Raw genomic sequence first — 14,500 nt, 5'->3', positions numbered from 1 at the left:
ATTATATATATGAAAGAATACATGAAATATAAGGACTGTATAAATTCAGAAATTGGTGTATAATCTTAGGTGCTGTGTCGCTTTACAGCACAAAAAAGTTGCAGATTTTCAAACGGTTTTATTGTATGATATGAGGAAGCTTTAATAGACGATATTTAGACAGACAAACTTAACACATTGATCCGGAAGAGAATGGGGGGAGCAGCATGACCGAACTTACGACTACCGTCAGCAAAAGCAACTCTAACAATCTGCTGCGACGGGACGTACGGTTCTTGGGAAACATTTTAGGAGAGGTCTTGGTTCACCAAGGCGGTAACGAACTGCTAGAGATCGTGGAGAAGATCCGCGAGACCAGTAAATCGCTACGCTCACTATTTTTACCTGAACTGCATAGTGAATTTAAGGAGTTAATCAATTCTTTGGATCCGGAGAACCGTCATCAGGTAATAAGAGCGTTCGCCATTTATTTTCAATTGGTGAATATTGCCGAACAGAACCACCGGATTCGCCGTAAACGTGACTATGAACGTTCAGCTGGGGAGACAGTACAACCCGGTTCTATAGAAAGCGCTATTCAAGAGCTTCGTGAACGTGATTTCTCTCATGAGGAAGTCAACGAGATTATTGAAGGATTGTCTCTGGAACTTGTAATGACGGCACATCCAACGGAAGCTATGCGCCGTGCGATTCTCGATATTCATAAACGGATATCCGATGATGTTATGGGTCTTGATAACCCTACCTTAACTTTCCGTGAACGTGAACAGCTTCGCGAGAAGTTATTGAATGAAGTGATAACGCTTTGGCAAACGGATGAGCTGCGTGACCGCAAGCCTACAGTACTCGATGAAGTGCGTAATGGAATGTACTATTTTCATGAGACGATTTTCCATGTATTGCCGGACGTGTATCAAGAGCTCGAACGCTGTCTGAGCAAATATTATCCAGGACAGAATTGGCATGTGCCAACCTACTTGCGTTTTGGATCATGGATTGGCGGAGACCGTGATGGTAACCCTTCGGTAACCTCAACAGTCACTGCGCAGACTTTACGCATGCAGCGTAAGCTGGCCATTCGTGAATATCAGCGTATTATGCGTGAACTCATGAAATATCTAAGCTTTAGCACAAGTATTGTTAAAGTAACGCCTGAGCTAGTAGAATCCATCGAAGCTGATCGTCAGATCATTAACCTAGGCAAGATGGAAGAATGGCGCAATGACAATGAACCTTACCGTATTAAACTTAGCTACATGATCTCTAAGACACAAAATGTTTTGGATGATGAGAAAAAGGATACTCCTGAGCGTTATGCTACACCTGAGGAGTTCATAGATGATTTGAATGTCATTGACCGCAGTCTACGGCATCACTACGCCGACTATGTGGCCGATACTTATATTAAAAAGCTAATCCGCCAAGTGGAGCTGTTCGGATTCCATACGGCAACTCTTGACGTGCGTCAACACAGTCAAGAACATGAGAATGCCATGACAGAAATTTTGGCGAAGATGAACATTTCGCCGGACTACTCTATGTTGACGGAGATCGAGAAGATTGATCTGCTGGAGAAATTGCTGAATGATCCACGTCCGTTGACCTCTTCTTACCAGACTTATACTGAAAGTACAGAGGAGTGTCTGGCTGTTTACCGGACGATCTTCGCATCGCAGGAAGAGTACGGCAAACAATGTATCACCAGTTATCTGATCAGTATGGCTGAAGCTGCGAGTGACATTCTGGAGGTTATGGTCTTCGCCAAAGAGGTAGGACTATTCCGCAAGGATAACGACGGTACAGTTGTATGTACCCTGCAAGCTGTGCCACTTTTTGAAACGATTGATGACTTGCATGAAGCACCGCAAATTATGAACACACTGCTCAATATGCCGATCTACCGTGATGCGGTAAGAGCAATGAATGATTTGCAGGAAATCATGCTTGGATATTCAGATAGTAATAAAGATGGCGGCGTGGTTACTGCTAACTGGGAACTGCGTGTTGCCCTAAAAGAAATTACAGCGACAGCGGATAAGTTCGGAATCAAGCTGAAGTTCTTCCATGGTCGTGGTGGAGCGCTCGGCCGTGGGGGTATGCCACTTAACCGCAGTATTCTTGCTCAGCCTGCTTCGACAATTGGCGGCGGGATTAAGATTACCGAGCAGGGAGAAGTAATCTCCTCCCGTTACTCCATGCAAGGGATTGCTTACCGCAGTCTGGAGCAAGCGACATCTGCGCTTGTAACAGCAGCAATTAGTGCGAGAGTGCCACAAGCGGATCTTTATGAAGAGAAATGGGAAGAGATTGTTGCCCGTATTTCTGAGGTCTCGCTGAACAAATATCAGGATTTGATCTTCCGTGATCCGGATTTCCTGACTTATTTCAAAGAATCAACACCTCTGCCTGAGGTAGGAGAGCTTAATATCGGTTCCCGTCCTTCCAAACGGAAGAACAGCGATCGTTTTGAAGATCTGCGTGCAATTCCTTGGGTATTTGCATGGACACAAAGCCGTTATTTGCTCCCAGCCTGGTACGCTGCTGGAACCGGACTGCAGAGTTTCTATGAGGGTAAGGAAGAGAATCTGAAGATAATGCAACATATGTATGAGAACTTCTCATTCTTTACTACACTGATAGATACGCTGCAAATGGCTATTTCAAAAGCGGACTTGATCATTGCTAAGGAATACGCCAGCATGGGCAAGAACGAGGAAGCACGTCAACGGATCTTTGGCCAGATTGAAGATGAATTTAATCTGACCTCTGAGCTAATCCTGAAGATTACAGGTCAGCAGGATATTCTGGATAACGTTCCTGTGATTCAAGAGTCGATCAGACTCCGCAATCCATACGTTGATCCGCTTAGCTACCTGCAGGTTCAATTGCTATCTGAGCTTAGAGCGCTCCGTGAAAATGATGGAGATGATAGCGAGCTGCTTCGCGAAGTATTGCTTACCATCAACGGCATTGCCGCCGGTCTTCGGAATACCGGCTGATATAGTCTTAACAACAAAAAGTCCGCCCTATTTGGGGCGGACTTTTTTTGCCTAATACAAGTTGTTGTGATCATAAACTGTATATTGCTGCTGTGAACATTACTTGTTCCTAAATATTGGAGAGTCAAACCCGATATTTCTTTATTACCCTACCCAAGTAACCGAGATGTAATCGGAGGTAATTAACGTGGCACTTATTACTTCGGTGATGGAGCAGCGTAGAGGATATTTGGAACTGTAGGAGCGCCAGCGTTCGCCTTTATCCTCAGATTTCGACCGCTATATGCGGTTTATAATCAGGAAATGTGAGGATAACAGCGACCGGAAGTCCAAATATTTCTCGGAGCTGCACTTAATCGCCTATACCAAGTTGTCCAGTTTTTAACTCAGTTTACATAGAAGGTTACAATACAATCCTTGATTTTTACACAAACTTGAATTACGATTTAATTGCTTGTACCGTGGATATTTGCGAAGAAATACCAAGGGCGGCAAGTCTGGGGGAGTTAACAGGTGGAGAATTTGGAAGGCAGATTGACAAAGCTCGCCTTGAAGGGCGACCAAAGGGCATTTGCCGAGCTTGTGGAACTATATAAAGACAAAATATATCATTTAGCTTACAGGATGTTGAACAATCGCCATGAGGCCGAGGATATTGTTCAGGAGACCTTTTTGCGTGTGTATAGGAATTTGGATCGTTATGATGATAAACAGAAGTTCTCCACATGGATTTACCGGATTGGAACGAACCTCTGTATTGATAGATTGCGTAAACGAAAACCAACCTATTCGCTGGATGCTGAAATGAACGATCAGGAGGGCCTTGATGGCTATTCATTGATTCCGAGCGACAATGTGACACCTGAGACCGAACTATTGCTCTCTGAGACGCAGGGGCTAATCTATGAAGCGATTGACAGTCTGCCTGTGAAATACAGGTCGGTGATGATTCTGAGATACCTGCAGGATCTGTCCCTTCAGGAGATTAGTGATGTCCTGGACATGCCCGTGACCACGATTAAGACGCGTGTACACCGAGGCCGTGAATTTTTGCGTAAAAAATTAGGCCCAAAAATGTAAAAATAGATTTTATTTATGAAACATCTTTTCGAGAGCGACGTATGTAAGTTAAGCAAGTCTTATGTGTCCTGACCCTTTGTCTTAGGATAATTAAATAGCACTCATGAAAGGATTGGCTCCTATGGAATGCAAACTGGCCGTCTCTATGATGCATGACTACTTGGATGACGACTTGCCCGAACAGCAGCAGAGGGAATTGAAGGAGCATCTTCTATCCTGTCCAGATTGCCGTGCAAAGTTTAAAGAATTGGAACAGACAGATATGTTGATGTTCTCCCTAATGCATCAGAATCCTGTAGCTTCAGATGATCTTGTGAGCCGGATAATGAGTTCATTGCCAAAGACTAAGAAAGAAAAAGCCTTTATTACCTGGATCAAGAGACACCCTGCACTTACAGCGGCATCTCTATTCCTTGTCGTTATGCTGATGAGCACCGTAACTTTTTGGAGTCCAGACAGACAACTTGTAGTTAGAGGTGTTGATTTGGATCAAGTGGTCATCAAAGGGGATACTGTAATTGTACCTTCCGGCAAAATAATTACCGGGGACCTTACCATAGAGAACGGTAAAGCACAGGTATATGGAGAAGTGAACGGCAACGTGACAGTCATTGACGGATCTCTATATCAGGCTTCAACAGCTCATATTTCTGGGCAAGTCAAAAGCATAGACCAGGCAGTAAGCTGGTTCTGGTATAAAGTGACGAACATGTTCTCTGAAGTTGCCTACCGTTAATGCGGGCAGTGGTTACCTTGAGCAGGAATATTAATTAGCGCCTCTTTTTCCGGAAAGATGGCGCTTTTTTGTTTCCTTAAATTGGGTGGTTTCGGAAAGGATTGAGGGACTAAACTTGCAACTGAAGCCCGAACGTTATAACCTAGATATGATACAGAGCTAACAGACATTTTACATAAACCCAGCTAATTTGAAATGACGGGGGTTTTAGGCAATGAGTTATTTTACTGAGCTAACATGGAAAGATTCCATTAAAGATATAATTGATATCCTAATCGTCAGTTACATTATTTATAAAGTGCTTAATATGGTACGCGGGACGCGAGCGATTCAGCTTTTAAAAGGGATACTGGTTCTGGTCTTGATTTGGGCGGTAAGCACAATCTTGGACTTGTATACACTTAAATGGCTAATGAATCAAATGTTTACTTTCGGGGTCCTAGCTGTCTTTATTATTTTTCAGCCGGAACTACGAAGGGGACTGGAGCAGCTTGGACGGGGCAGATTTTTCGGACGGGCTGGAGAAAGTGACGAAGAGATTAGTAAGTTAATCGGCGAAGTGATTAAAGCCGTGAATTATTTATCTCGCAGAAAAATAGGGGCGTTAATCGTTTTTGAGCGGGAGACGGGGCTAAACGAATATACAGAGTCAGGTATACCCATGCGTTCCCTGGTCAGCTCCGAATTGCTTATTAACATCTTCATTCCCAATACACCTTTGCATGACGGAGCCCTTATTATGCAGGGAAATCAGATTGCTGCGGCTGCTTGTTACTTGCCTTTGTCCGAGAATCCTTTTATCAGCAAAGAACTGGGAACCCGGCATCGGGCTGCTATAGGAATAAGTGAGGTTGCGGACTCGGTGTCTGTCATTGTCTCGGAGGAGACAGGGCAGATTTCCCTTGCCATCAATGGCCAGATCGTTAGAGACATTAAGGAAGAATCCATGATATCGAAGCTCCATCAAGAGCTTAGTGTAAGTTCATCGCTGAAGGAGAAGGGTTCAACTTTCTGGAAACGGAAGGGGGACAAGAATCATGGATAAGTGGATGAACAATAACAATTTCAATAAGATTCTGGCCCTTGTGTTTGGGATCATTTTGTTTACGATGGTTCATGTCGATACTGCGCCTTCTGGACAGACAACAGTGGATATTAAAACAAAAACTATTGAGAATGTGAAGATTGAAGTGACCGGCCTTGACGAGGACAAATATGTCCTTGAACCCTTGGCTGTCGATAGTGTCAGTCTGGAGGTAGCGGGTAAAAATTCCGATATCTCCTTTCAGTTCTCGGATGACTATAAAGTGATGCTTGATCTGAGTAAGGTTGAACCTGGGGACACCACGTTGCCACTTTACTATAAACTACCCAAAGGTGTATCTCTGGTAAGAATGAATCCTAAAGAGGTTACTGTACATGTAGAACCGCGAAACACGAAGTCTTTTCCCATAACATTGGTTACAAAGGGAAAACCTGCAGCGGGCTATCAAATAGGCACGCCTGTCTTGCAGCCTACAGATACTGTAAAAGTGACACTTGCCGATAATGAACTAAGCAAGGTAGCCAAGATACAAGGGACTATTGAGCTTAACGGTGAGAACGAAACCTTTGTAGAAAAAAAACTGAAGCTACACGCTTATGATAATAATGGAAATGAAATTAAAAATGCTGTAATTGAACCTTCTACTGTATCTGTGGAATTGCCGATTACCTTACCTTTTAAGAGTGTGCCGCTGGAGATTGGCTTTACTGGGCAACTTCCAGATTCACTCGTATTATCCAAAGTGACCCCTGAGCAGGAAACGGTCGTAGTGTATGGACAAGCAGAGGCTTTAAAAGCTTTATCTGCTTATGAAGCTACAGTCGACCTTAGTGCAATAGATTCTGCGGGGACGAAACAAGTAAAGGTGGATCTGAAGGCACCGGCTGGAACGGAGAAAGTTATGCCAGAAGCTGTGAATGTTTCATTAACCATCTCAGAAATTGCTGAGCGGACGATTGAGGCGGTACCCATCAAGCTCCAAGGCGTGGGGGATGAATTGGAAGGAAGTATCGTTAATCCTTCAAGCAAGGAAATTGCGCTTACCTTAAAGGGTGCACCTGCTTTACTTGATCAACTTGATAAGAAAAATATAGGGGTTGTGGCTGATGTTAGCGGACTTTCAGCTGGAACTCACGAGGTTTCTTTGCGGGTATCATTACCCAAGTTCATCGCATTAGCCAATGCAGGGGTGCCACTTACTGTGACCGTGCAGCTGCTATCGCCTGCAGCACCAGTCCCTACGCCTCATCCAGATACGGGGGGTGTGACTACTCCTGAGCCGAGTTCTGAACCTGTTATAGGCGATGTGGAACCTACGGAGAAGCCCACGCATAGTGGAGAGGCTGGTGGAGCAACACCAACGCCTGTCCCGACGGATAACAATCCGGAGAATAACGGCACAGCTAACACAAGTACGAATTCCGAGAATCCTGTAAGTACAGGTGGGACGTAATCTTTTGAGCCCAGAGGTACACCAAAATAGTATGCAATTCATATGATAGTACATTAAGCTAACGTAGCGTATTCAAAGGAGAAAAATAATGGGGAAGTATTTTGGAACTGACGGTGTGCGGGGAGTAGCAAACCGTGAATTGACTGCAGAAATGGCTTATAGTATTGGCCGTTGTGGAGGATATGTACTAGCGGGTAACTTGGATAAACCGAAGGTTGTTATCGGAATGGATACACGTATTTCCGGTCCTTTATTGGAATCCGCGCTGATAGCGGGCTTATTGTCTATTGGAGCCGATGTAATCCGTATAGGCGTAGTGAGTACCCCTGCTGTTGCTTATATTACGAGATTGTTAAAAGCAGACGCAGGCGTCATGATTTCAGCTTCTCACAATCCTGTAGAGGATAACGGCATTAAGTTCTTTGGTGGGGATGGCTTCAAGCTTACAGATGAAACTGAACTGCGCATTGAAGAGCTTATGGATGCTGAGGTAGATGAATTGCCACGTCCTATCGGTTCGGGTTTAGGTATGGTTACCGTAGATAATGATGCTAAGTATCTTTATCTGGAGTATTTGAAAACTACCATTTCTCAGGACTTTAAGGGAATCAAGGTTGTACTGGACTGTGCGCATGGCGCAGCGTATGAGCTTGCTCCAAGACTGTTCAGAGAGCTTGGCGCTGAGGTTATTTCTATCGGGGCTGAGCCGGATGGATTGAATATTAATGATGGATTTGGTTCGACACATCCAGAGACTTTGCGTGAAGAAGTCTTGCGGCATGGAGCCGATTTGGGACTTGCTTTTGACGGAGATGCTGACCGCCTGATCGCTATTGATAATAACGGTGATGAAGTCGATGGTGACTTTATCCTTTGTATTTGTGGTGATGCCATGAACCGTGCAGGTAAGCTGAAGGATAGCACGATTGTGTCAACCGTTATGAGTAACATCGGATTCTATAAAGCTACCGAGAAATTATCCCTGAATACTGCTAAGACAGCTGTAGGGGATCGTTATGTTATGGAAGAAATGCGTCGTGGGGGCTTTAATCTAGGTGGAGAACAGTCTGGACATGTTATTTTCCTGGATTACAATACAACTGGTGATGGTATTCTTACAGCTATTCAGCTGGTAGATACGCTTAAGGCTACAGGCAAACAGCTTAGCGAAGTTAAGAGTATGATGACTAAATACCCGCAGGTGCTGGTTAATGTTCGTGTACAGGATAAGACTAACTACCCTAATAACCCGGCTATAGAAGCGGCTATCGCTGAAGTGGAAGGTAAGCTAGGTGACAATGGCCGTGTGCTTGTACGTCCGTCAGGTACGGAATCTCTAATCCGCGTTATGGCAGAGGGACCAGATAAGTCAGATCTAGATCTTTATGTGAATCAAATTGTGGAAGTAGTTCAACGCGAATTGGTATAATCCATTACCTTAACTATAAGGCTGGTGCAGTGAGCGGGAGCGATTCGAACTCGTTGCACCAGTGTTATTTTATTTTAGGATTGGATCGTTTGAACTCGTTTTGTAAAATTTAGGTTGATGCGCCATTGCCAAAGTACTACAAGGTGCATATAATAGATTAAGTGTCATTCTAGAAGGAAAGCGGGGATTGTGAGGTTAGCAATAGCAAGCGCCAGAGCTTGGTCTAGCGCGGGGGAGAAGGGAAAGCTGCTTACTTGTTATGTAGGCTATGGCTTGAACGGATCACGGCAGACGTAAGCTGACGAGGTGGAGGTGTTCGAAATGTTCGGCGGGGACCTCCCGGTGATGCACCAGAGCCGTAAATGGATACGGAAAATGAAAGGGCGACCTTTCACACAACGTTTTCATGGGTGCAACAAATTATATTATTCATGTGTGCGCGCATCAGAAGGAAACACGTTATTTCTGCCACGGCAGAGGAGAAGGCTGTGCATTTCATGAACATTAGAATGTAAGTGACAGTTTATTTTGTTGATCCTAAAATACAACAGAATATTTGCTTTTTCTCAAAAACATGCCGCACGGCACGTTTCTTTCCTCATGCCGCCACATTACGATAACTCGGACGGGGGAAATTATAATGTGTGGTATTGTAGGATATATTGGTAATCAGAATTCGCAGGGGATCTTGGTTGAGGGTTTGAAGAAATTGGAATATCGTGGATATGATTCCGCTGGTATTGCTGTATTTACCCAAGAAGGACTGCAAGTAGTGAAAGCTCAAGGCCGTTTGGCGAATCTGCAGTCGAAGCTCGAAGACAGCCCGCTGGCAGGTAGCGCAGGTATCGGACACACACGCTGGGCGACTCACGGTAAACCATCCGATGAGAATTCACATCCACATACGGATAACAGCATGAAGTTCTCGGTAGTTCATAACGGTATTGTCGAAAACTATCTGGATCTGAAAGAAGAGCTGATCGCTGGCGGATGCCACTTTGTCTCTGAAACCGATACAGAAGTTATTTCACATCTGATTGCTCGCGAATATGACGGAGATATCGTGAAGGCTGTACAAAAAGCGATTACGTTCATGCGCGGTGCGTTTGCATTAGGTGTCCTGACTGAATATGAGCCAGATAAACTGGTGGCTGTGCGTCAAGCTAGCCCGCTCATTATCGGTCTTGGCGAAGGAGAAAATTTTATCGGGTCAGATATTCCGGCACTGCTTGAATATACCCGTAACGTATATATTTTGAACGACGGCGAAATGGCTGTGCTGACAAGAGATGCTGTCGAATTGATGACGATTGAAGGCAATTTTATTTCTCGGGAAATGATTACTGTCGATTGGGATGCAGTTACCGCAGAAAAAGGCGGCTACGAGCATTTCATGCTGAAAGAAATACACGAGCAACCTAAGGCTTACCGCGACACCATGCGTGGTCGTATCAATGCCGAAGGTAACAAGGTTGTATTGCCTGAACTGAACATGACTGAAGAACAAATCAAGAACATTCGTAATATTCAAGTCGTTGCTTGCGGAACGGCATACAACGCAGGTGTGGTAGGACGTACTATGATCGAATCTTTGGTTCGTATTCCAGTTGAAAATGATATCGCTTCGGAATATCGTTACCGTTCACCAATCGTGACTCCAGAAACTTTGGTTATCGTAGTCAGCCAATCCGGTGAGACTGCAGATACTTTGGCAGCTCTGCGTGAAGCGCAAGCTAACGGGGCACACGTATTGGCGATCACTAACGTAGTGGGCAGTTCTATTGCTCGGGAAGCAAACGATGTGTTGGTAACCTTGGCGGGTCCGGAAATTGCAGTAGCTTCGACCAAAGCTTACACTTCACAATTGATCGCATTTGGATTGTTTGCTCTTTACTTGGCTGAAGTTCGTGGTACACAAACCGAAGCACAAGTTACTAAGATTCTTGCAGCTATGCAATCTCTACCAGAGCAAGTAGAAGAGATCCTAGCTCAAAAAGAAGCGATCAAAGGTTATGCTGAACAAATTTCTGAGCACAAAAACTTGTTCTTCATCGGCCGCGGCGTAGACTACGCTGTTGCTCAAGAAGGATCCTTGAAGCTGAAAGAAATTTCTTATATTCACTCCGAAGCTTATGCTGCAGGTGAATTGAAACACGGTACATTGGCTCTGATCGAAGAAGGCGTTCCAGTTATTGCCCTGGCAACTCAGGAAGCTGTACTTGAGAAGACCGTCAGCAACATCAAAGAAGTGAAAGCTCGCGGCGCAGACGTGCTGGCAATCACGCACCAAGAGCATTTAACTGACCTGCTTAGATCAGTTGATCAAGTGTTCGTGATTCCTAAAACACTTCCAATGCTGACAGCAGCTTTGTCCGTAGTGCCTCTGCAATTATTGTCCTATTATGCTTCTCTTGCGCTGGGTCATGATGTGGATAAACCACGTAACTTGGCGAAGAGTGTTACTGTGGAGTAGAATTGGTGATGTGAAAGTACAGTTTGTAGAATGACATTAAAGTTAGTTATTAGACATTAATGTGAGTATCTTAACAATAATGTTTGTATCTTAACAAAATAGATTGTGATGATTACTGTTTATAATCTTTTTAGCTTGCTGTGGGTAATACGTATGTTGTTACACGTAGGACGTACTAATGTCATAGATAATCTGAAGATTTGTAATAGAAACTACAACGATAATTCAGAAAAACGTTGATAAATCAAGGTGTTTGGGTGTTTATTGCTTTGGATTTCAAGTATTCGGAAAGTGTCTTTTCATAAGATTGAAGATCCTAACGGATGAATATGGAATAGCACTTTCAGAATCGGGAATTTGGGGGAGTTATGAACAAAATTGGAGAAAACGTTCATTTATTAAGAAAAAGAATGCGATTAACCCAAACTGATTTTTCTAAGCAAATTGGCATCTCACAGGGTACTTTGAGCGATATTGAACAAGGTCATTGCAATCCATCTGTTGAAACGGTCCTGTCTATACATGAACAATATGGGGTTAGTTTAGACTTAATTCTAAAGGGATCTGAGGATGATCAATCGGCGAAGTTACATTTGAAAGACAGAAGAAATGATGAGGAAGAGCTTACTTTTTTTTAAAGTGAGGCTTAAGTTTTGTTTTTTTTAAGTGGATCGAATGGTCTCTCGTCCGACCGATTCCAAAATATTTAGCTCGATCACTCGGCGGGTCAAAAAACGAATCGTCCAGCGAGCGTACCCTTTTGGAGGCTCAGAACAGGCTAGAGCAATGATACGGGCTTACACTTCACCCGTGATGGAGGAAGGGCGTGGCGGTTCTGCGTGGCGACGATAGTTCAGCGTCTCTTCCAGCCCACGTGTAAAATAGTCTCTTACCGTATAAAAGACTGTTACATTGCTGACCCCGCAACGACTGGCAATTTCAGCTTGTCTAGGGATCGAGCCTGATTTTCATTCGAGAGCAACAGCACGAGACAACGGCGGCGAATGCCAACAGATGTGGAATCGGCATGAAGAACTTGTTCAATCCTTTCGCGCTCTTTCGGCTCCAGTCGAATCTCTTATTTCAGGGTTATATTTTTATTGGTATATTTCTTCTCTCATTGTTAGTCCTTATGCTAGTGACAATACTGAGTAGAGCATATCAGGAAGTGAAAGAGGAGGTCTTAATTCAAGATTTAATACTAAAAAAAATCTAATTTCAATTTTGCAGGATGTATTATTAAAACTCGAAGAAAAATAATTTGAATGCCACATACAAACTCCTAAAGAGTGGCAAGGATTGATTTGTGGTTGTCTTGGGCGTAATTTTAAAGTATCTATCTGATACCGCTAAGACCTAAACTCCAGCAGGATTTCATGAATTACGGGAAGCCTGGAAGGGATATATGTTCTGAGAAAATAAAGTATTTGACTGGCAGGCTTTTCATTAAGTTAACGGGCAGATAGTTCAATCATAATGTAACACAATTAGAATACGATCAATGGATTCCCCTTTCGATTTAAATAAAAATAACCCCCTATGTTTTTGTTCATAGAGGGTTATTTTTATTATTACGGCTCTATATCAATCTTCTCATAGCATGGGAATTTTTATAATCGTACACTGACTAAAGTTTTCTGTACTCAGTTTTTCTTCATCTGGATATTCTCTTAAATATAGCTCGCAGCCTATCAATGAATCGATCACCTTTGTTCAATTGATGTGACGTAAATTCAGAAAGGCATTCTAGTAGCAAGGCCGCGAAATCAGCCTTGAGACGCATTTAAAGCAACTGGGTCATCAATAAATAATTCTAAAGCTTTTTTTAACTAATGATTTAAGATATTCGATGTTTTTGCTGACAAGAATCATATTGTATACATTACTCCATTCACTGTCGACATGATGAATGAAATTTTCTTTTACCAAGTGGTAAAAATTATCTTGTCTAAGTTTGTTTAGTTTTGTATATTCTTTTCTCTCATAAAATTTGTGTGCTAACTCAAAGAATTCAGAATTCTTTTTAACTTCAGTATTATTACGCATAAACTGCTCGAAGGTATTATTTGCTTTTCCTGTCCCTGAATGATACACAAGTAGAATTGCAATTTTATCATATACTGAGTAGATGGGAGTTAAAGCCGATTCTACAAAGTAAGAATAATCCATATTGGGGAATGCTATTTCTTGTTCATAAAGTTCAGTTCCATTCTGTCCAGATGACACAATTAGGTTTAAGAATATTGCCTAATGGCTTCATGAAGTCTCCATACAATATCTGAATGGTGCAGGATGTATTCATAGGTTTTATCTTTCTTTGTTAAAAAGGGATTTATTATTTGAATAGAATTGGAGATAACATTCGGTTATTAAGAAAAAGGATGGGGATAACACAAATTGATCTTTCCAAACAAATTGGCATCTCACAAGGTACTTTAAGCTTTAAGCGATATTGAACAAGGTCATTGTGATCCATCAGTTGAAACTATCCTGTCTATAAAGTGGAGTTAAGTTATAGAATGTCATTTCGCATCACTATCCTTACATAAATTGGTGATGAACAACTGTGTCTTAAAACTTAATCTATTATCGAAAGTGCCAATATCTCTTCTTCACTCTTAAATAAAGCTAAACTTATTACAGGAGTGAGCTTATCAAAGGACGGAGAATTATTAATACCTAACTCTTTGCAGCAGAAAATCAAAAGGGATTCTGAGATAATATTAGAGAAAGGCAAGGAATTAAGTGGTAAACAGCGGAATTCGTTTAGAGGGCGCATACAAGCTGCTAGAATTGTTAAAGAAGGTACATTTCCAGAACTCAATAAGTTAGCGACAGCGATGGTAAATGAGAATAAATGATATATAAAATCTGTTCGTAAGAAACGCAATAGAAATGGTGTTAACTATTTTAGTGAATGAGGATTTTGTGAAGAAGAACAAAAGTTATGATGTGTTCTTTTTATAGAAATAAGGGGAGTTGAAGTTGTCAATAGACAGCATTGTATTTGCTTTAGTGGAGTTAGGTAACTAAGATATTTCAAAGTATTTTACTGAACATAATATACCCAAAGGTCTATAAAGACATTATAGTTGTGAAGTAGACATTAAAGCTATGAAGTAAACATTAAAGTTATGAAGTGAGCATTAAAGTTATGAAGTTATATAACGTGATGAATTATATTAATGTCTTAGTTCGTTCTGAAGGCGAAAGAGACCATTTGAAAAAAGTGGAAGAGACGCGCCTGTTATCCATTGCAGGACTATCTAGGGTCATTATATATTG

Annotated in this window: 11 protein-coding genes; 10 read left to right on the top strand and 1 reads right to left on the bottom strand. The window is 42.4% G+C overall.

From position 1 onward, the window contains the following. The first annotated feature begins 206 nt into the window (after positions 1-206). From ppc to MHH46_RS28530, 8 genes are all read left to right on the top strand, one after another. The gene (gene ppc / locus MHH46_RS28565) at positions 207-2,999 is read left to right on the top strand and encodes a phosphoenolpyruvate carboxylase (protein WP_076193943.1); all 2,793 of its coding nucleotides are present in this window, start codon (positions 207-209) and stop codon (positions 2,997-2,999) included. 513 nt (positions 3,000-3,512) lie between these two features. Then, positions 3,513-4,079, top strand: coding sequence for an RNA polymerase sigma factor SigW (sigW, locus tag MHH46_RS28560; protein ID WP_036681288.1), 567 nt, complete (start codon positions 3,513-3,515; stop codon positions 4,077-4,079). Positions 4,080-4,200: 121 nt separating this feature from the next. Then, entirely contained in the window at positions 4,201-4,815 is a 615-nt protein-coding gene (locus MHH46_RS28555; protein WP_036681404.1) for a zf-HC2 domain-containing protein, read from the top strand. A gap of 214 nt (positions 4,816-5,029) precedes the next feature. After that, the gene (gene cdaA / locus MHH46_RS28550) at positions 5,030-5,860 is read left to right on the top strand and encodes a diadenylate cyclase CdaA (protein WP_036681290.1); all 831 of its coding nucleotides are present in this window, start codon (positions 5,030-5,032) and stop codon (positions 5,858-5,860) included. Beyond that, positions 5,853-7,313: a YbbR-like domain-containing protein gene (locus MHH46_RS28545; RefSeq protein WP_081387931.1), complete on the top strand. Its 1,461-nt coding sequence runs from the start codon at positions 5,853-5,855 to the stop codon at positions 7,311-7,313. The genes cdaA and MHH46_RS28545 overlap by 8 nt, the downstream gene beginning before the upstream one ends. Before the next feature lie 88 nt (positions 7,314-7,401). Continuing rightward, positions 7,402-8,742 carry a phosphoglucosamine mutase gene (glmM, locus tag MHH46_RS28540; RefSeq protein WP_076129780.1) on the top strand — a complete coding sequence of 447 codons (1,341 nt, stop codon included), beginning with the start codon at positions 7,402-7,404 and terminating at the stop codon, positions 8,740-8,742. 640 nt (positions 8,743-9,382) lie between these two features. Then, the gene (glmS, locus tag MHH46_RS28535) at positions 9,383-11,215 is read left to right on the top strand and encodes a glutamine--fructose-6-phosphate transaminase (isomerizing) (RefSeq protein ID WP_076129781.1); all 1,833 of its coding nucleotides are present in this window, start codon (positions 9,383-9,385) and stop codon (positions 11,213-11,215) included. 368 nt (positions 11,216-11,583) lie between these two features. Beyond that, positions 11,584-11,853 carry a helix-turn-helix domain-containing protein gene (locus tag MHH46_RS28530; protein WP_076193947.1) on the top strand — a complete coding sequence of 90 codons (270 nt, stop codon included), beginning with the start codon at positions 11,584-11,586 and terminating at the stop codon, positions 11,851-11,853. A 1,162-nt stretch (positions 11,854-13,015) separates the two neighbouring features. Here MHH46_RS28530 and MHH46_RS28525 read toward each other — a convergent pair. Further along, complete coding sequence (locus MHH46_RS28525) at positions 13,016-13,441, bottom strand: hypothetical protein (protein ID WP_076193951.1); 426 nt, start codon at positions 13,439-13,441, stop codon at positions 13,016-13,018. A gap of 113 nt (positions 13,442-13,554) precedes the next feature. Between MHH46_RS28525 and MHH46_RS28520 the strand changes: the two genes are divergently transcribed. Next, entirely contained in the window at positions 13,555-13,671 is a 117-nt protein-coding gene (locus MHH46_RS28520; protein WP_081387932.1) for a helix-turn-helix transcriptional regulator, read from the top strand. A 189-nt stretch (positions 13,672-13,860) separates the two neighbouring features. Then, positions 13,861-14,076 carry a hypothetical protein gene (locus MHH46_RS28515; RefSeq protein ID WP_179088219.1) on the top strand — a complete coding sequence of 72 codons (216 nt, stop codon included), beginning with the start codon at positions 13,861-13,863 and terminating at the stop codon, positions 14,074-14,076. The last annotated feature ends 424 nt before the right edge of the window (positions 14,077-14,500 follow it).

The sequence above is a fragment of the Paenibacillus sp. FSL H8-0175 genome, from assembly GCF_045040615.1.
In the GTDB taxonomy this organism is placed as follows: domain Bacteria; phylum Bacillota; class Bacilli; order Paenibacillales; family Paenibacillaceae; genus Paenibacillus_AQ; species Paenibacillus_AQ odorifer.
The sequence above is the reverse complement of the archived record's forward strand: the minus strand, read 5'-3'. Positions and strand labels throughout refer to the sequence as shown.

What these genes read in the sequence shown, in the direction of transcription:
- ppc (WP_076193943.1), top strand. Translation starts at nt 207, where the DNA reads ATGACCGAACTTACGACTACCGTCAGCAAAAGCAACTCTAACAATCTG.
- MHH46_RS28555 (WP_036681404.1), top strand. Translation starts at nt 4,201, where the DNA reads ATGGAATGCAAACTGGCCGTCTCTATGATGCATGACTACTTGGATGAC.
- cdaA (WP_036681290.1), top strand. Translation starts at nt 5,030, where the DNA reads ATGAGTTATTTTACTGAGCTAACATGGAAAGATTCCATTAAAGATATA.
- MHH46_RS28545 (WP_081387931.1), top strand. Translation starts at nt 5,853, where the DNA reads ATGGATAAGTGGATGAACAATAACAATTTCAATAAGATTCTGGCCCTT.
- glmM (WP_076129780.1), top strand. Translation starts at nt 7,402, where the DNA reads ATGGGGAAGTATTTTGGAACTGACGGTGTGCGGGGAGTAGCAAACCGT.
- glmS (WP_076129781.1), top strand. Translation starts at nt 9,383, where the DNA reads ATGTGTGGTATTGTAGGATATATTGGTAATCAGAATTCGCAGGGGATC.
- MHH46_RS28530 (WP_076193947.1), top strand. Translation starts at nt 11,584, where the DNA reads ATGAACAAAATTGGAGAAAACGTTCATTTATTAAGAAAAAGAATGCGA.